Here is a 16,965-nt window from a genome sequence, read left to right on the forward strand (position 1 = left end):
ACTTATTGTGATTCATATGTTTGTTTTTTGTTCCATTCAGGGCGGTTATTGACCGTTAGAAGATTGGCATTGATATATTCAGGGTAAACCTGCCACAGGGAAATACGGCGTTTTTGCGCCAGCGCAAAAGCCGTAAAGATAATTACTTTTATAATTCAGAGTTATGACCCCTGGTATGCTACCTCATTAGGGTGAGGCTCGGCGCGTAACCTCTGTTTACTGACTTGTGAGCGAATTATGTCGACAAGTGTTTTTAATCGCCGGTGGGCGGCGTTGTTGTTGGAAACGCTGGTCCGCCACGGGGTACGGCATGTCTGTATCGCTCCAGGATCGCGCTCCACACCTTTGACGCTGGCAGCGGCGGCAAACCGCGCCTTAGTCTGTCATACCCATTTTGATGAGCGGGGGCTGGGCCATTTGGCGCTTGGCCTGGCAAAAGCCACCCGTGAGCCGGTAGCGGTGATCGTCACTTCCGGAACGGCGGCGGCAAACCTTTACCCTGCGCTGATTGAAGCCGGGTTAACCGGGGAACGATTGGTGTTTCTTACCGCCGATCGCCCTCCTGAGTTGATTAACTGCGGTGCCAATCAGGCGATTCGCCAGCAGGGGCTCTACGCGAGCCACCCGACGCTGAATATCGATTTACCCCGCCCCAGCCCGGATATCCCGGCCCGCTGGCTGGTCTCTACCCTGGACAGCGCCCTGGCGCAGCTGTTGCACGGGGCTTTGCATATCAACTGCCCGTTTGCCGAACCGCTGTATGGTGGCGATGAACAGAAGTATGCAGAGTGGTCGGCGGCGCTGGGGGACTGGTGGCAGGATACGCACCCTTGGTTGCGTGAACTGGATCCCCGTCAGGTGCTGAAACAGCCAGACTGGTTTTTCTGGCGGCAAAAGCGCGGTGTGGTTATTGCCGGGCGGATGAGTGCCGAAGAGGGCGTGCAACTGGCCGAGTGGGCAGGCATGCTCGGGTGGCCACTGATTGGCGATGTGCTTTCGCAAACCGGGCAGCCCTTGCCCTGTGCTGATCTGTGGTTGGCCAACCCGCAGGCGCGGCACCTGCTGGAAAATGCGCAGTTGGTGATGCAGTTCGGCAGCAGCCTGACGGGTAAACGCCTGCTGCAATGGCAGGAACGTTGCCAACCTGAAGAGTTCTGGCTGATCGACTCTCTGCCTGGCCGCCTTGATCCTGCGCATCACCGTGGCCGCCGTATTCGTTCCAGCGTTGGTGAATGGCTGGATCTGCACCCGGCACAGCCGCGTTCTCCCTGGGCTGGCGAATTGGCGGTGTTGGCGGACGAGGCTTTGGATGCAACGTCGGCATATCTGGTTAATCGTTTTGGCGAGGCGCAACTGGCCCACCGTTTGCCGGAACTGTTGCCGGAAAACGGCCAGCTGTTTCTTGGCAACAGCCTGATTGTGCGCCTGATCGATGCGTTAACCCAGTTGCCAGCCGGTTATCCGGTTTTCAGCAACCGTGGCGCCAGCGGAATTGACGGATTAATCTCCACCGCCGCTGGGGTGCAGCGCGCAACCGCCAAACCGACGCTGGCGGTAGTGGGTGATCTTTCTGCGCTATACGATGTTAATGCTCTGGCATTGCTGCGCCAGAGCTCGGCACCCACGGTGCTGATCGTGGTGAATAATAACGGCGGGCAGATTTTCTCGCTGTTGCCAACGCCGGAGCCGGAACGCCAGCGTTTCTACTGCATGCCGCAGGACGTGGAGTTCAGCCATGCGGCGGCGATGTTCCAACTGGGCTATGCCTGCCCGGAAAACTGGGGCCAATTGCAACAGGCGGTGGAGCAGGCCTGGCGTCATAGCGGCACAACGTTGATTGAGCTGCAGGTGCCGCCAAGCGATGGGGCTGAGACTTTGCAGCACCTGGTTCAACTGATGGCGGCTAAATGATGCTGGCCTCCCGCGTTCTGCAACAGGGTGAAAGCCAACGCCCGTGGCTGGTCTGGCTGCATGGCCTGTTGGGCAATAACAATGAGTGGCGGGTGATTGCCTCCCGCTGTGAGCAGTGGCCATCACTGGCTATCGATTTGCCCGGTCATGGTGATTCCGTGGCGCAGACTTGCCTGGATTTTGCCGATGTCAGCCAGCAGATCACCGCCACGCTGCAACAACACCACATTGAGCGTTACTGGTTGGTGGGCTATTCACTTGGCGGGCGCATTGCCATGTACCACGCTTGTCATGGCGATACCCAGGGGCTGCAGGGCATCGTGATTGAGGGCGGTAACCCCGGGTTAGAGAACCCCACCCTGCGTGCTCAACGCATGGCGCATGATGCTGGCTGGGCGGCGCGTTTTCGCTCTGAACCCATCAGAAAAGTGCTGGCGGACTGGTATCAACAACCGGTATTTGCCAACCTCAGCGCGGTACATCGCCAGGCGTTGATCGCCGCCCGGGCCGATAACCATGGCCCATCGGTTGCCAATATGCTGGAAGCCACTTCGCTCGGGAGGCAGCCTTGGCTGGTGCCCCAATTACAACGGCTGGCACTGCCGATAAAAGTGTTGTGCGGTGCTGACGACCACAAATTCCAGGCGCTGGCGCGTGAGGCGGGTTTGCCATTAGGCACCGTGCCACAGGCTGGCCATAACGCCCATCTGGCAAACCCGGCGGATTTCGCCGCCGCGCTACATGAATTTCTTGATAATAAAGGAACCGAACATGCTTTATCCCAATGAAGAACAACTGTATGCCGCCATCGACTGGCAGGACTGTTCAGGTGATTTTGAAGATATCCTGTACCACAAATCCAGTGACGGCATTGCCAAAATCACCATCAACCGCCCGCAGGTGCGTAACGCTTTCCGCCCGCATACCGTAAAAGAAATGCTCGAGGCGCTGGCCAACGCGCGTTACGACGATGGGATTGGCACCATTATTCTGACCGGTGCCGGTGATAAAGCCTTCTGTTCCGGTGGCGATCAGAAAGTACGCGGTGACTACGGCGGCTATCGTGATGACAGTGGCGTACATCACCTGAACGTGCTCGATTTCCAACGCCAGATCCGTACCTGCCCTAAACCCGTGGTAGCCATGGTGGCCGGGTACTCCATCGGTGGTGGTCATGTGCTGCATATGATGTGCGATCTGACTATCGCCGCCGACAATGCCATTTTTGGCCAGACTGGGCCGAAAGTCGGTTCCTTTGATGGCGGCTGGGGCGCTTCTTATATGGCGCGTATCGTCGGCCAGAAGAAAGCCCGTGAAATCTGGTTCCTGTGTCGTCAGTACGACGCTGCCGCCGCGCTGGACATGGGCCTGGTCAACACCGTTGTCCCCTTGGCTGATTTGGAAAAAGAGACCGTGCGCTGGTGCCGTGAGATGCTGCAAAACAGCCCAATGGCGCTACGTTGCCTGAAAGCCGCGCTCAACGCTGACTGTGATGGCCAGGCGGGGCTACAGGAACTGGCCGGTAACGCCACCATGCTGTTCTATATGACGGATGAGGGCCAGGAAGGGCGCAACGCTTTTATCGAAAAACGCCAGCCGGACTTCAGCAAATTCAAGCGTAATCCGTAATGACGACGCTAACCCGTAACGTGGCGATCTATCGCTATAGCCTGCCGATGGAGGCTGGCGTGGTGCTGCGCAATCAGCGGCTGAAAACCCGTGACGGCTTGCTGATTCACCTGCAACAGGGTGAGCAGCAAGGATGGGGGAGATTGCCCCCTTGCCGGAGTTCAGTGAGGAGACGCTTGAACAGGCTCAGCAGGCGGCATTAGCCTGGGCGCAGGCATGGCAAGCGGGGGAGACACCCGCAGCCAGCGTATGGCCTTCGGTTGCCTTCGGCACCAGTTGTGCTTTGGCTGAGTTGACCGGGCAATTGCCGCAGCAGGCCGATTACCGCAAGGCGCCGCTGTGTACCGGCGATCCCGATGAGTTGTTTGATGTACTGGCCGCCTTGCCTGGCGAGAAAGTCGCCAAGGTAAAGGTTGGCCTGTATGAAGCGGTACGGGATGGTATGGTGGTCAACGTGTTGCTGGAAGCGCTGCCGGATCTGAAACTGCGGCTGGATGCCAACCGCAGTTGGACAAGGGCCAAGGCCGACGGTTTTGCCAAATACGTCAACCCTTCGTGGCGCGATCGCATTGCGTTTCTGGAAGAGCCCTGCAAAACCCGCGATGAGTCACGTGACTTTGCCCGGGCCACCGGGATTGCCATCGCCTGGGACGAGAGCGTGCGGGAGGCGGATTTTGTGGTGCAGGCCGAGCCGGGCGTGGCAGCCATTGTTATCAAACCCACGTTGACCGGTAGCCTGGCGCGTTGCCGTGAACTGGTCACGCAGGCGCATCAAGCGGGTCTGGTGGCAGTGATCAGTTCCAGTATCGAATCCAGTCTTGGGCTGACACAATTGGCGCGTATCGCCCATTGGCTGACGCCGGATACGGTGCCGGGCCTGGATACGCTAAACCTGATGCAGGCCCAATTGTTACGCGGTTGGCCAGAGTGCAACCTGCCGTTATTGGATACCCAAGCCCTGGAGTGTATATGGCGCAGTTAAATGATTGGCCGTGGCGGCATTGGGCAGCACTGCGTCCACAGGACACTGCGGTAATCTTTGAGCAACAGCCGGTCAGTTGGTTGATGCTGCAACAGCAGGTAGACGTTCTGGCGGCTGACTTTCAGCACCAGGGCGTGCAGCCCGGCAGTGGCGCAGCGCTGTGCGGGAAAAACAGCTACCCCTTGCTGCTGGCTTATCTCGCGCTGTTGCAGTGTGGCGCACGGCTGTTACCGCTCAATCCGACGCTGCCTGCGCCATTGCTGGCGAAGCTGTTACCCGACCTGGATATTTCCTTCGCTTTCAGCCCGGATACTTTGCCGGAATTACCGCCTGAGCTGATAGTCTTGTCGCCGCCAGGAGTGGATGAACGCAATCTGCAGTGGCTGGCGTGGGATGAACAGCGGCTGGCAACGCTGACGCTGACTTCCGGCTCCAGCGGCGTGCCAAAAGCGGCCGCTCACAGCTATGCCGGGCACCTTGCCAGCGCGCAAGGGGTATTGCATCTGATGGATTTCCAGCCGCAGGATAGCTGGCTGCTCTCCCTGCCGCTGTTCCACGTCTCCGGCCAGGGCATTGTCTGGCGCTGGCTGGCGGTGGGTGCCCAGTTGGTGGTCCGCGATATGCAACCCCTGGCTGATGCGCTGGCGGGTTGCACGCATGCATCGCTGGTGCCGACGCAGCTATGGCGATTGCTGTCTGAACCTATGGCTAAACATGCGTTGAAGGAAGTGCTGCTTGGGGGCTCGATGATCTCGGTTTCTCTTACTCAGCAGGCCGAAGCTATGGGGATCCGCTGCTGGTGCGGTTATGGCCTGACGGAGCTGGCCTCCACGGTTTGCGCCAAACGTGCTGATGAACTGCCTGGGGTTGGTTTGCCTTTGCAGGGCCGTGAAATAAAGCTGGTGGATCAGGAAGTGTGGATCCGTTCGCAAAGCCTGGCATTGGGTTATTGGCATCAAGGGGCATTACGGCCGATTGCCGATGATGATGGCTGGTTCCACACGCGCGATCGCGGGGCTATGGAGCAGGGTGAGCTGTGTATTATTGGCCGCTTGGATAACCTGTTCTTCTGCGGAGGAGAAGGGGTGCAGCCAGAGGATGTCGAACGCGTATTGGCGGCACATCCGCAGGTTGAGCAAGCCTTTGTCGTGCCCGTCGACGACCCGGAGTTTGGCCAACGCCCGGTAGCGGTTGTCAGTCTGGAAGGTGAATTGTCGTTGGAGGCTTTGCTGTTATGGGCACAGGATCGCTTGGCCAATTTCCAGCGGCCCATTGCTTTACTGCCATTACCCGCAGAGCTGAAAAACGGTGGGATTAAAATTTCACGCCGCCGGTTGCAGCTATGGGCTGCCAAACACTTTACGGTGCTCTGAGTCTAACCATGAAAGAGCTATACATCATGTTGGGCATGTGATGATATCGGGCAAGGAAAGAAATGGGAGGCGGGAATGGCAAAAATAGAAGGTTTTCGTATAAAAAACTTCAGGGCACTGAAGGACATTACACTTGGCCGCTTGTGGAATCTACAGCGGGCAGTACCTCTTACTCCGATGACGGCTGTTATCGGTAAAAATGGCGTAGGAAAAAGCACATTATTCGATGCCTTCGGTTTTCTTGCCGATGCTTTGAAACTGGGAGTAGAGGAAGCTTGCGATTCTCGAGGACGAGGGGGATTTGAAAGGATCAGAGCGCAAGGGCAAAAGGAACCGATAGAGTTCGAAATTTACTATAAAGAAGATGGTAACGCTCGACCGATTACTTATGAGATTGCTATTGATATTGATAGTTCTGGTCGTCCATTTGTGCTGAAGGAGCGTCTCAGGCAGCGACGTAAAGGTCAGACACGTGGTTGGCCATTCTCATTTTTGGTCTTGAACCGTGGTAAAGGTGTGGTATGGAAAGGGGAGCAGGAAGGGCATTTAATCGATGAAGAACAGGGGGAGTTTGACTTAACAGGCTTGATTGAATCGATTAAGTTAAGTGAGGTCGAAGAAGAGTCCAAGGAAACCGAACTTGTTGAATTAGAGGATGTTCGCAAACTTGGTATTGCCACGTTGGGGTCATTGAAACAGCATCCGCGAATCTCGGCATTTCGTCGGTTTATTGAGGGATGGTACCTCAGCTACTTTACACCCGATGCGGCTCGCAGTTTACCGCTGGCGGGGCCCCAAAAACATCTCAATAGCAAGAGTGATAATCTTGGTAATGTCGTGCAGTTTATGGAACGGGAGCATCCAAAACGCTTTCAAACCATTCTTAATAGAATTGCCGAAAAAATCCCAGGCATCGATAGAATCGACACAGAAAGAACCAACGATGGTCGATTACTGCTGCGCTTTAATGATAGAGGGTTTCAAGATCCATTTTATTCGCAACAAATGTCTGACGGCACACTAAAGGTTTTTGCCTATCTATTATTACTAGAAGATCCTACTCCACCACCATTTTTATGCATTGAAGAGCCGGAAAATGGTTTATATCACAAATTGCTTGAATCGTTGGCTAGAGAATTTCGTGAGCATGCGACAGGGCGCAAAGGGGGATCTCAGGTTTTTATTACGACTCATCAACCCTATTTAGTAGATGCATTGGAACCTGCCGAAGTTTGGATCCTGGAGAAAGGTGTGGACGGTTTCTCGGTCATTCGCAGGGCAAGTGACGATGTGCTGGTAATGAATATGGTCGATGAGGGATTACCGCTAGGTGGGCTGTGGTACAGCGATTATTTGGACAGGGGATGAATGGATGCATTTTGAAATTCTGGTTGAGGATCAATCAGGCAAAAAAATGCTTGATATCTTGATTCCCAAAATTGTTGATAAGACTGTTCATACATTTATTGTTCGCCCTTATAAAGGTGTGGGGCGGATTCCCAAGAACCTTATGGCAACGGGAGACGCGAGTAAACGTATTTTACTTAACGAGTTGCCACGGCTATTGCGTGGATATGGCAAATCGTTTATCAATTATCCGGCAGCAGTGATAGTGGTCTGTGATCTTGATGACAAATGTTTAAAGGCTTTCCACGAAGAGCTTTACAGGCTTCTTGATGCTTGTAACCCGAGACCGGAGACACGTTTTTGTATCGCTATTGAGGAGGGAGAGGCATGGTTCTTGGGCGATATTTCAGCTATCAAGGCCGCGTATCCGAAAGCTAAAGACGCTGTTTTACGTGCCTACGTGCATGATTCTATCTCTGGGACCTGGGAGAGATTGGCTGATGCACTTTATCACGGAGGGGCAACGACTCTTTCCGCAAAAGGATGGCAGGCCGTCGGCACAGAGAAATCATTGTGGGCTGAAAGAATTAGCCCACATATGGATATCACTAATAACCTGTCACCAAGTTTTGTCTATTTTCGTGATAAATTGCGCGAGTTGGCTCGCAATGACTTACAGGTATAGATTGGCCCTAGCGGCATTGGCCTCACTATATCTAACAACAATAGATGAATCGAGTAAAAACAGGCCGCCCGAGGGCGGCCTTGGCATTGCTGTAACAGACTATTTCAGGCCCAGAGCCTTGGCGACACCGTTGCCGTAGTCTGGATGTACCTTGGTGAACAGATCGACCTGACGGCGTTGGATCTGCTCAGGCACCTGCGACAGCTCCCCGGCAATACGGGCAAACATACGCTGATGTTCTTCGGCACTCAGCAGATTAAACAGCGCGCGCGGCTGGCTGTAATAATCGTCATCTTCGCGATGATTCCAGTGATCGGCGGCACCTTCAATGCTTAACGGTGGTTCGCTGAAATCGGGTTGCTCCTGGAACACGCCAAAGCTGTTTGGCTCATAGGTTGCGCCATTACCGCTGTTGCCATCCACCCGCATCGCCCCATCGCGGTGATAGTTATGGAATGGGCATTTTGCGCCATTAACCGGGATTTGGTGATGGTTGACACCCAGACGGTAGCGGTGCGCGTCGCCATAGGAGAACAGACGGCCCTGCAGCATTTTATCTGGCGAGAAACTCACGCCAGGCACCACGTTGGCCGGGTTCATCGCCACTTGTTCCACTTCAGAGAAGTAGTTATCCGGGTTGCGATTCAGCTCGAAGAAACCAACGTCAATCAGTGGGTAATCGCCGTGTGGCCAAACCTTGGTGAGGTCAAACGGATTATACGGAGTTTGAGAGGCCTCATGTTCCGGCATGATCTGAATTTGCAGTTTCCAGCGTGGGAAATCACCGTTTTTGATGGCGTTGTACAGATCGCGTTGTGAACTTTCACGGTCTTTGGCGACGATGGCTTCGGCTTCATCATCCATCAGGTTTTCGATGCCCTGCTCGCAGCGGAAGTGGAATTTGACCCAGAAACGCTCGTTATTGGCATTGATAAAGCTGAAGGTGTGGCTACCGAAACCGTGCATATGACGGTAGGACTTAGGCAGGCCACGATCGCTGAAGTCGATGGTCAACTGATGCAGGGATTCCGGCAGGTGGGAGAAGAAGTCCCATTTGTAGACCGGGTTACGCAGGTTAGTGTGCGGATCGCGTTTTACCACGTGGTTGAGATCGGGGAATTTCAGCGGATCGCGCAGATAAAATACTGGCGTATCGTTACCTACCAGGTCCCAGTTACCCTCGGCGGTGTAGAACTTCATGGCAAAGCCACGAATATCGCGTTCGGCATCGGCAGCACCGCGTTCACCGGCTACTGTGGAGAAACGGACAAACATCTCGGTTTGCTTGCCAATTTCAGAGAAGATATTTGCGCGGGTGTATTGGGTAATATCATGGGTAACGGTGAAGGTGCCATAGGCGCCAGAGCCTTTGGCATGCATGCGGCGTTCTGGGATCACTTCACGGTCAAAGTGGGCCAGTTTCTCCAGGAACCATACGTCTTGTAACAGCATTGGGCCACGTTTGCCTGCGGTGATCACGTTATTATTATCAACAACGGGGGCGCCTGCTGCGGTAGTTAATCCTTTCTTGCTCATCAATTGCTCCTTACTGTGTTGCAGTTAAGTTGATAGCTCAGTATCGGGTGCTGTACATCTTCATAATCATAACTAATGTGAGGCCGCCTTCTGCTGACCTCTATCAAAGTCACTACTAGTTGTAGTCTTATTCTCAATCCTCGGCAAATAGGTTCGGGTTATCGTTGTAATCCAGTTTTAGCCAGGTTTCATTTATTTACAGTTTATTGAAAAATTTGAAGATTATTGCTTTAAATTATCCCGATATCCATGACGCTTCAATGACACTTATCGCCGAATCATTTTTAGGTAACTCATCTTCACTGTCTGAAGATGAAAATAGAAAGGGAAAGATAATGAATAAAACTTTAGTCGCGTGTGCAGCTGGTTTGCTGTTTGTGGCTGGTTCTGCCAATGCCATCAGTGTAAGTGGTGAAGCCGGAGAACATTACACCAATGTGGGCGTTGGTATGGGGACTTCTACGTCTGGTATTGGCATCAGTGGTAACTGGATGCGTAGCGATCATGATGGGGAAGTAGGGAGTCTGGGGTTAAGCTTTAGTTTGCCGGTAGGGCCTTTGATGGCCACCGTGGGCGGTAAGGCCATCTACCTCAGCCCTGAAGAGGGTAAGGACGGCGGCGCACTGGCGGTAGGTGGCGGTCTGCAGTGGACCCTCAACCGTTATTTCACCCTTTACGGTGAAGGTTATTTTGCTCCGGAATCACTGACCAGTGGCGTTAAGGCTTATAACGAAGCCAATGGCGGTTTGCGCTGGAATGTTATCCGTCCGCTTAATGTGGATGTGGGCTACCGCTACATCAATATGGAAGGTAAAGATGGCCGGCGCGACAACACGTTGGCCGATGGCCCTTACGTGGGGGTTGGCCTGAGTTTCTGACCCGATGGGGGCATTATTGCCCCCGATTGTCTACTTATCCAACCGCCGGCAATATCCCGCTGGCAATGCCAATCTGAATAGCGATCACGGTTATCCCGCAGACAAATACCAGCGCCAGAGCCGGTGTACCGCCCCAGACTCGATAGTGGGTCTGGTGCCGCTGGCGTGTTTTCCAGACCAACAGGGAAGGTAACAGCAAAGCCAGAATGGCCAGCGCAATTGCGGCGAACCCCAGCGCCAGCACAAAGCCACGCGGATAAAACAGCGCAAAAGCTAATGGTGGCAGGAAGGTGATGGCGCCGGTCTGCAAGCGGCCACGGACATTATCCTGGCGTTTGAACAGGTCAGCCAGGAAGTCAAACAGCCCCAACGAAACCCCCAGGAATGACGTTGCCAGCGCCAGATCGGCAAACAGATGTACCGCCAGCTCGACATGCGGCGAAGCAACCACGTCGCGTACCGCCTGCAATAAGCCATTCAGCCCGGCCTGTTGCGCCAGAATACCGACAAAGGTGGTTGAGCTGATGCTGCCCAGCGTTGCCAACTGCCAGAAGATATAAGCAACCAGCGGTATGGCGCTGCCGATAATAAAAATCCAACGCAGCTTGCGGATGTTACCGCCCATATAGTTGACGATACTTGGCACGCTGCCGTGAAAACCGAACGAAGTGAAAATGACCGGTATGGCAGAAAGCGCCAGCCCTTGTTCCAGCGGAAGAGTCATCAGGTTGGTCTGATGGATATGCGGCATCATCAGGCCAAGCATGACGAGCAGGAAAATGGTTTTCGCAGTAAACAGAATGCGGTTAAACAGGTCGACCGAATGTGTGCCAATGCACACCACGCCGCCGGCAACCAGGGTGAACAGCAGTACGCCGAGATAGGTTGGGAACTCCTGAGCGGTCCACTGGGCGATACTGACGGCCAGCAGTTCGCCAGCCCCGCTGATATAAGCCGCCGTCAGCGCATACATCAGGAACATCATGCTAAAACTGGTAAGCCACTGGCCACCATCGCCAAGATAACGCTTGGCCAGCGTACCCAGGCCGGTATCAGCCTGCTCATGCTGATAGACCTCAACCAATAGCAGTGCGGTATAGCACATCAGTAACCACAGCCCCACCAGCAACGCCAGCGTTACGCCAAAACCTACGCCTGCCGCCGCCAGCGGCATGGCCAGCATTCCGGCACCAATGGTGGTGCCTGCTACGATAAAAACACTGCCCAGAGTGCGATTCTTCACTTTTTCTCTGCTATTCGTCGATTTAGGGGAATTATGAGGACCCCATTTTTAGTGCGGCAGAATAGTTGATTGCCCATTTTGTGTCAAACGGGCGTTACGTGCGCTGTACATCTAAGTTTACGGCGTGAATGGCGCCGTGGCGGCGATAACAATGCCTTTGATGAACAATATCTTCGAGTCTCTAGTGAAAAGTTATTTCCAGACTTCTATAGTGGATGGATCTGAAAATAAGGGAGAGATCTATGTTAAGGGTGGAGATGCTCAGCACCGGCGATGAGGTGCTGCATGGGCAAATTATAGATACCAATTCTGCCTGGCTGGCCGATTACCTGTTCCAGCAAGGCTTACCGATGAGTGGGCGTGAAACAGTGGGGGACAACCTTTCCTCGCTGATCGAAATCCTGCAAGAGCGTAGCCATATTGCCGATGTGCTGATCGTCAATGGTGGCCTGGGGCCAACCAGTGACGATCTCAGTGCGCTGGCGGCGGCAAAGGCCAGCGGAGTGGGGTTGGTGGAGCATCCTGAATGGATTGCCCGCATGGAGGCCTATTTTGCCGAACGTGGCCGCCCGATGGCCGCCTCCAACCGCAAACAGGCGCAGATCCCGGCGAATGCCGACATGCTGGATAACCGCGTCGGTACTGCCTGTGGCTTTGTCTTAACGTTGAATAAATGCCAGATGTTCTTCACCCCAGGCGTGCCTTCAGAATTTAAAGTGATGGTTGAAGAGCAGATCCTCCCACGCCTGCGACAAGGCTTTACTCTGCCGGAGCCGCCGTTATGCCTGCGCCTGACTACGTTCGGTACCTCGGAAAGCGATCTGGCAGCGGAACTGGACGGTATGCCCTTACCGCCGGATGTGGCGTTGGGCTACCGCTCTTCCAGCCCGATTATTGAGCTGAAGCTGACCGGTCCGCGTAGCCAACAGGCTGCCATGAAACAGGCATGGCAACGAGTGCGTGCGGTAGCCGGTGATAATACGATTTTTGAAGGAACGCGAGGTCTGCCTGCGGAACTGGCGCAACGGTTACAGCAACAGGGGCTGAAATTGGCGTTGAGCGAGCAATTTACCGCCGGGCTTGTCAACCTGCAATTGCAGAGCGAAGAGGCTCCCCTGGCGGGTGGCGAGCTGCTGCCTGCGTACTGCTCTGAGACCTTGGAAACGCTGCTGGCCCGCGCCCAGTCTCTGGCCCAACTTACCGGAGCCCCTTTGGCGTTGGCGGTCAGCGCAATGGCGGGGGATCGTGTCAGCGTCGTCTTGCATACGCCAAAAGGCGGTATTGGCCAGACGGTGAGCTATCGTGCGGCGCGCCATAGCCTGCGTTTACGCCAGGAGTCGGTGGCGATGCTGGCATTGGATATGCTGCGCCGCTGGTTGAACGGTGGAAAAGTCTGCGGCAAAAACAGCTGGCTGGAAATTGTTGAGATCGTTGAATAAAACAGATGCCGTTTGCCGGGAGATAACCTGGGGATCGTAATGTGGGGAAACCCCGCATTACGGTATCTGGCGCGGCTGGCGAACTCCCGCTCTAAATCTCCAGCTCGATGTCCACCAGCGGCATACAGCAACAGGGCAGGATTTCCCCGTCATTGATAAATGCCAATGGCTGCTGGCGGTAAGCGACCTTGCCTTTCAGCAACTTCAAGCGGCAAGCGCCGCAATAACCGGAGCGGCACTGGTATTCTACCGCAACATCGTGCAATTCAAGCACGTCGAGCAGGCAGCTTTCACCTTCGGGGCAGGGAGCTGCGTACCGCTGGTACGCAGCGTAATGGTTGATGCAGCCACTTACAGCTCGAAATCGCTCAGGTCGTCAGCATTGACTTCAGAGTCAATCTGGCCAACCAGATAGGAACTGACTTCGACTTCCTGCGGCGCCACCTGCACGTTGTCCGAAACCAGCCAGGCGTTGATCCACGGGATCGGGTTGGAGCGGGTCTGGAAGGGTAAGCCCAGGCCAACTGCCTGCATGCGGATATTGGTGATGTATTCCACATACTGGCACAGAATGTCTTTGTTCAGGCCAATCATCGAGCCGTCGCGGAACAGATACTCAGCCCACTCTTTCTCTTGCTGTGCCGCCAGGACGAACAGATCGTAGCACTCCTGCTGGCATTCTACGGCGATCTCGGCCATCTCAGGATCGTCTGCACCAGCGCGCATCAGATTCAGGATATGCTGGGTACCGGTCAGGTGCAGGGCTTCGTCGCGGGCGATCAGCTTGATGATTTTAGCATTGCCTTCCATCAGCTCGCGTTCGGCGAAGGCAAACGAGCAGGCGAAGCTGACGTAGAAACGGATGGCTTCCAGCGCGTTGACGCTCATCAGGCACAGATACAGCAACCTTTTGATGGCATGCAGGTTCACGGTAACGGTTTTGCCGTTAACCTGATGTGTACCGACACCCAGCAGGTGATAGTAGCTGGTCATCTCGATCAGATCGTCGTAGTAGCCGGAAATGTCTTTTGCACGCTTGAGGATCTCTTCGTTGGTGACGATATCGTCAAACACCAGCGCCGGATCGTTCACGATGTTACGGATGATATGCGTGTAAGAACGCGAGTGAATGGTCTCCGAGAAAGACCAGGTTTCTACCCAGGTTTCCAGTTCAGGGATCGAGATCAACGGCAGGAAAGCAACGTTGGGGCTACGACCCTGGATGGAGTCCAGCAGCGTCTGATATTTCAGGTTGCTGATAAAAATGTGTTTTTCATGTTCTGGCAGCGCCTGATAGTCGATACGATCGCGGGAAACGTCGACTTCTTCCGGACGCCAGAAGAAGGAAAGCTGTTTTTCGATCAGTTTTTCGAAGATTTCGTGTTTTTGCTGGTCGAAACGTGCCACGTTGACCGATTGGCCGAAGAACATCGGCTCAAGCAACTGGTCATTTTTGTTCTGAGAAAAAGTGGTGTAAGCCATAAGCTTGGATCCATTAGTGCCGGGCTGAATTGAAGGGGCCGGAAGAGTTCCGGCCCGCTGTGTCAAACGTTAGATCTTGCAGGCGCCGCCTTCACAGTCGTCATCGCCAGCCTGAGCAGGCTGCAAATCTTCCTGGACATCTTCTGCACCGTCGCGGGTGTTCTGATAATACAGCGTTTTCACACCGAATTTGTAGGTGGTGAGCAAGTCTTTCAACAACTGCTTCATCGGCACCTTGCCGCTTGGAAAACGCGTTGGATCATAGTTGGTGTTGGCCGAGATCGATTGGTCGATGAATTTCTGCATCAGGCCTACCAGTTGCAGATAACCGTCGTTGTTCGGCATTTCCCACAACAGCTCATAGTTGTTTTTCAGACGCTCATATTCCGGCACCACCTGACGCAAAATGCCGTCCTTGGAGGCTTTGATGCTGATGTGGCCGCGTGGTGGCTCGATGCCGTTAGTGGCATTGGAAATCTGCGAAGAGGTTTCCGAAGGCATCAACGCAGACAGCGTTGAGTTACGCAGGCCGGACTCTTTGATTTCTTTACGCAGGGTTTCCCAATCGTAATGCAGCGGCTCGGAGCAGATGGTATTCAAGTCTTTCTTGTAGGTGTCTATTGGCAGAATGCCCTGCGAATAGGTGGTCTCATTGAACCACGGGCAAGCCCCTTGTTCCTGAGCCAGTCGATTCGATGCCTTCAGCAGGTAATACTGAATCGCTTCGAAGGTTTTGTGGGTCAGGTTGTTGGCGCTGCCATCGGAATAACGCACGCCGTTCTTCGCCAGATAGTAGGCAAAGTTGATCACGCCGATACCCAGGGTACGGCGGCCCATCGCACCACGATGCGCGGCTTTGATGGGGTAATCCTGATAATCCAACAGCGCATCCAGTGCACGTACCGCCAAGATCGCCAGCTCTTCCAGATCGTCCAGGCTTTCAATGGCACCCAGGTTGAACGCCGACAAGGTGCAAAGCGCAATCTCACCGTTTTCGTCGTTAACGTCATCCAGCGGTTTGGTTGGCAGGGCGATTTCCAGGCACAGGTTTGACTGGCGCACTGGAGCAACCAGCGGATCGAACGGGCTATGGGTGTTGCAGTGATCGACGTTCTGGATGTAGATACGGCCAGTTGAAGCACGTTCCTGCATCATCAGTGAGAACAACTCTACCGCTTTCACACGTTTTTGGCGGATGCTGTCATCCTGCTCATAATGGGTGTACAGGCGTTCGAATTCATCCTGATCGGCAAAGAATGCGTCGTACAGTCCCGGGACGTCAGACGGGCTGAACAGCGTGATGTCTTCGTTCTTGATCAGGCGCTGGTACATCAGGCGGTTGAGTTGCACGCCGTAGTCCATGTGGCGCACGCGGTTACCTTCAACGCCACGGTTGTTTTTCAGCACCAGCAGGCTTTCTACTTCCAGATGCCACATCGGGTAGAACAGCGTCGCCGCACCGCCACGCACGCCGCCCTGCGAACAGGATTTCACGGCGGTCTGGAAGTGTTTGTAGAACGGGATACAGCCGGTGTGGAAGGCTTCGCCACCCCGGATCGGGCTGCCCAGAGCACGGATTCGACCCGCATTGATACCGATACCGGCACGCTGTGACACGTATTTCACGATGGCGCTGGAGGTGGCGTTGATGGAATCCAGGCTGTCACCACACTCGATCAGCACACAGGAACTGAACTGGCGGGTTGGGGTACGCACGCCAGACATGATTGGCGTGGGTAAAGAAATCTTAAAGGTGGAAATCGCGTCATAGAAACGTTTTACGTAGTCCAGACGGGTTGTGCGCGGATAGTTGGAGAACAGACACGCGGCCACCAGGATATACAGGAACTGCGCACTTTCGTAGATTTCGCCGCTTACGCGGTTCTGCACGAGATATTTGCCTTCCAACTGCTTAACGGCTGCGTAGGAAAAGTTCATATCACGCCAGTGATCGATAAAGGAGTCCATCTGCTCGAACTCTTCAGCCGTGTAGTCTTCCAGCAGATGCTTATCGTATTTGCCCATCTCAACCATGCGCGTTACGTGATCGAGCAACTTTGGTGGCTCAAACTGGCCGTAGGCTTTTTTGCGCAGGTGGAAGATAGCGAGGCGCGCGGCCAGATACTGATAATCCGGAGCGTCACGGGAGATCAGATCGGCGGCAGCCTTGATGATGGTTTCATGAATATCGGCGGTTTTAATGCCGTCATAAAACTGAATATGTGAACGCAACTCTACTTGAGATACCGAAACGTTGTGTAAACCTTCCGCGGCCCAATCGATGACCCGGTGGATTTTGTCGAGGTTGATGCGCTCTGTACGGCCATCGCGTTTAGTTACAAGCAGACTTTGGTTCATTTTGACTTGTCCGTGTGGTTCCCCTAAGCAGAAAGTGTAGTCGCTCTGCTCAGTATGTAAACACTATATATAGGGGGTGTATGTCGGTGAGGTAACAAGATA

Annotated in this window: 12 protein-coding genes and 2 pseudogenes; 9 read left to right on the plus strand and 5 right to left on the minus strand. The window is 54.3% G+C overall.

The window, feature by feature from the left end:
* Positions 1 to 237: 237 nt before the first annotated feature.
* The 7 genes and pseudogenes from menD (at position 238) to ACQ86O_RS13980 (ending at position 7,927) form a co-directional block, all read left to right on the plus strand.
* Positions 238 to 1,911, plus strand: coding sequence for a 2-succinyl-5-enolpyruvyl-6-hydroxy-3-cyclohexene-1-carboxylic-acid synthase (menD, locus tag ACQ86O_RS13950; protein WP_431221616.1), 1,674 nt, complete (start codon positions 238 to 240; stop codon positions 1,909 to 1,911).
* Positions 1,908 to 2,699, plus strand: coding sequence for a 2-succinyl-6-hydroxy-2,4-cyclohexadiene-1-carboxylate synthase (menH, locus tag ACQ86O_RS13955; RefSeq protein WP_431221617.1), 792 nt, complete (start codon positions 1,908 to 1,910; stop codon positions 2,697 to 2,699). Before menD ends, menH begins: the two co-directional genes overlap by 4 nt.
* On the plus strand, positions 2,683 to 3,540 hold the full coding sequence (gene menB / locus ACQ86O_RS13960; RefSeq protein ID WP_431221618.1) for a 1,4-dihydroxy-2-naphthoyl-CoA synthase: 858 nt from the start codon (positions 2,683 to 2,685) through the stop codon (positions 3,538 to 3,540). The genes menH and menB overlap by 17 nt, the downstream gene beginning before the upstream one ends.
* Positions 3,540 to 4,522: pseudogene (gene menC, locus ACQ86O_RS13965) on the plus strand (o-succinylbenzoate synthase). Before menB ends, menC begins: the two are co-directional and overlap by 1 nt.
* A complete protein-coding gene (menE, locus tag ACQ86O_RS13970) occupies positions 4,510 to 5,895 on the plus strand; it encodes an o-succinylbenzoate--CoA ligase (RefSeq protein ID WP_431221619.1) in 1,386 nt (461 codons plus the stop codon). The pseudogene menC and the gene menE overlap by 13 nt, the downstream one beginning before the upstream one ends.
* 75 nt (positions 5,896 to 5,970) lie before the next feature.
* Positions 5,971 to 7,263: an AAA family ATPase gene (locus ACQ86O_RS13975; protein ID WP_431221620.1), complete on the plus strand. Its 1,293-nt coding sequence runs from the start codon at positions 5,971 to 5,973 to the stop codon at positions 7,261 to 7,263.
* Positions 7,264 to 7,267: 4 nt separating this feature from the next.
* Complete coding sequence (locus ACQ86O_RS13980) at positions 7,268 to 7,927, plus strand: hypothetical protein (protein WP_431221621.1); 660 nt, start codon at positions 7,268 to 7,270, stop codon at positions 7,925 to 7,927.
* A gap of 99 nt (positions 7,928 to 8,026) precedes the next feature.
* On the opposite strand, the gene katA is transcribed toward ACQ86O_RS13980, so the two are convergent.
* A complete protein-coding gene (katA, locus tag ACQ86O_RS13985; RefSeq protein WP_431221622.1) occupies positions 8,027 to 9,463 on the minus strand; it encodes a catalase KatA in 1,437 nt (478 codons plus the stop codon).
* Between the two features lie 335 nt (positions 9,464 to 9,798).
* Between katA and ACQ86O_RS13990 the strand changes: the two genes are divergently transcribed.
* Positions 9,799 to 10,341 (plus strand): YfaZ family outer membrane protein, encoded by a 543-nt coding sequence (locus tag ACQ86O_RS13990; RefSeq protein ID WP_431221623.1) that lies wholly within the window; start codon positions 9,799 to 9,801, stop codon positions 10,339 to 10,341.
* Positions 10,342 to 10,375: 34 nt separating this feature from the next.
* Here ACQ86O_RS13990 and tyrP read toward each other — a convergent pair whose 3' ends face one another.
* Complete coding sequence (tyrP, locus tag ACQ86O_RS13995; RefSeq protein WP_431221624.1) at positions 10,376 to 11,584, minus strand: tyrosine transporter TyrP; 1,209 nt, start codon at positions 11,582 to 11,584, stop codon at positions 10,376 to 10,378.
* A gap of 242 nt (positions 11,585 to 11,826) precedes the next feature.
* On the opposite strand from tyrP, the gene ACQ86O_RS14000 reads away from it, so the two are divergent.
* Positions 11,827 to 13,023: a nicotinamide mononucleotide deamidase-related protein YfaY gene (locus tag ACQ86O_RS14000; RefSeq protein WP_431221625.1), complete on the plus strand. Its 1,197-nt coding sequence runs from the start codon at positions 11,827 to 11,829 to the stop codon at positions 13,021 to 13,023.
* 91 nt (positions 13,024 to 13,114) lie between these two features.
* Here ACQ86O_RS14000 and yfaE read toward each other — a convergent pair.
* From yfaE to nrdA, 3 genes and pseudogenes are all read right to left on the minus strand, one after another.
* A pseudogene (yfaE, locus tag ACQ86O_RS14005) lies at positions 13,115 to 13,374 on the minus strand (class I ribonucleotide reductase maintenance protein YfaE).
* Positions 13,375 to 14,505 carry a class Ia ribonucleoside-diphosphate reductase subunit beta gene (gene nrdB, locus ACQ86O_RS14010; RefSeq protein WP_431221626.1) on the minus strand — a complete coding sequence of 377 codons (1,131 nt, stop codon included), beginning with the start codon at positions 14,503 to 14,505 and terminating at the stop codon, positions 13,375 to 13,377. It abuts the pseudogene before it with no gap.
* Positions 14,506 to 14,574: 69 nt separating this feature from the next.
* Positions 14,575 to 16,863, minus strand: a complete 2,289-nt coding sequence (gene nrdA / locus ACQ86O_RS14015) for a class 1a ribonucleoside-diphosphate reductase subunit alpha (protein WP_431221627.1) — start codon at positions 16,861 to 16,863, stop codon at positions 14,575 to 14,577.
* Positions 16,864 to 16,965 lie beyond the last annotated feature (102 nt).

Source organism: Serratia sp. L9 (assembly GCF_050632285.1).
GTDB lineage: Bacteria > Pseudomonadota > Gammaproteobacteria > Enterobacterales > Enterobacteriaceae > Chania.

Bases quoted from the DNA above. Each gene is read 5' to 3' on its own strand.
- menD (WP_431221616.1), top strand. From the start codon at position 238: ATGTCGACAAGTGTTTTTAATCGCCGGTGGGCGGCGTTGTTGTTGGAA.
- menH (WP_431221617.1), top strand. From the start codon at position 1,908: ATGATGCTGGCCTCCCGCGTTCTGCAACAGGGTGAAAGCCAACGCCCG.
- menB (WP_431221618.1), top strand. From the start codon at position 2,683: ATGCTTTATCCCAATGAAGAACAACTGTATGCCGCCATCGACTGGCAG.
- menE (WP_431221619.1), top strand. From the start codon at position 4,510: ATGGCGCAGTTAAATGATTGGCCGTGGCGGCATTGGGCAGCACTGCGT.
- ACQ86O_RS13975 (WP_431221620.1), top strand. From the start codon at position 5,971: ATGGCAAAAATAGAAGGTTTTCGTATAAAAAACTTCAGGGCACTGAAG.
- ACQ86O_RS13980 (WP_431221621.1), top strand. From the start codon at position 7,268: ATGCATTTTGAAATTCTGGTTGAGGATCAATCAGGCAAAAAAATGCTT.
- katA (WP_431221622.1), bottom strand. From the start codon at position 9,463: ATGAGCAAGAAAGGATTAACTACCGCAGCAGGCGCCCCCGTTGTTGAT.
- ACQ86O_RS13990 (WP_431221623.1), top strand. From the start codon at position 9,799: ATGAATAAAACTTTAGTCGCGTGTGCAGCTGGTTTGCTGTTTGTGGCT.
- ACQ86O_RS14000 (WP_431221625.1), top strand. From the start codon at position 11,827: ATGTTAAGGGTGGAGATGCTCAGCACCGGCGATGAGGTGCTGCATGGG.
- nrdB (WP_431221626.1), bottom strand. From the start codon at position 14,505: ATGGCTTACACCACTTTTTCTCAGAACAAAAATGACCAGTTGCTTGAG.
- nrdA (WP_431221627.1), bottom strand. From the start codon at position 16,863: ATGAACCAAAGTCTGCTTGTAACTAAACGCGATGGCCGTACAGAGCGC.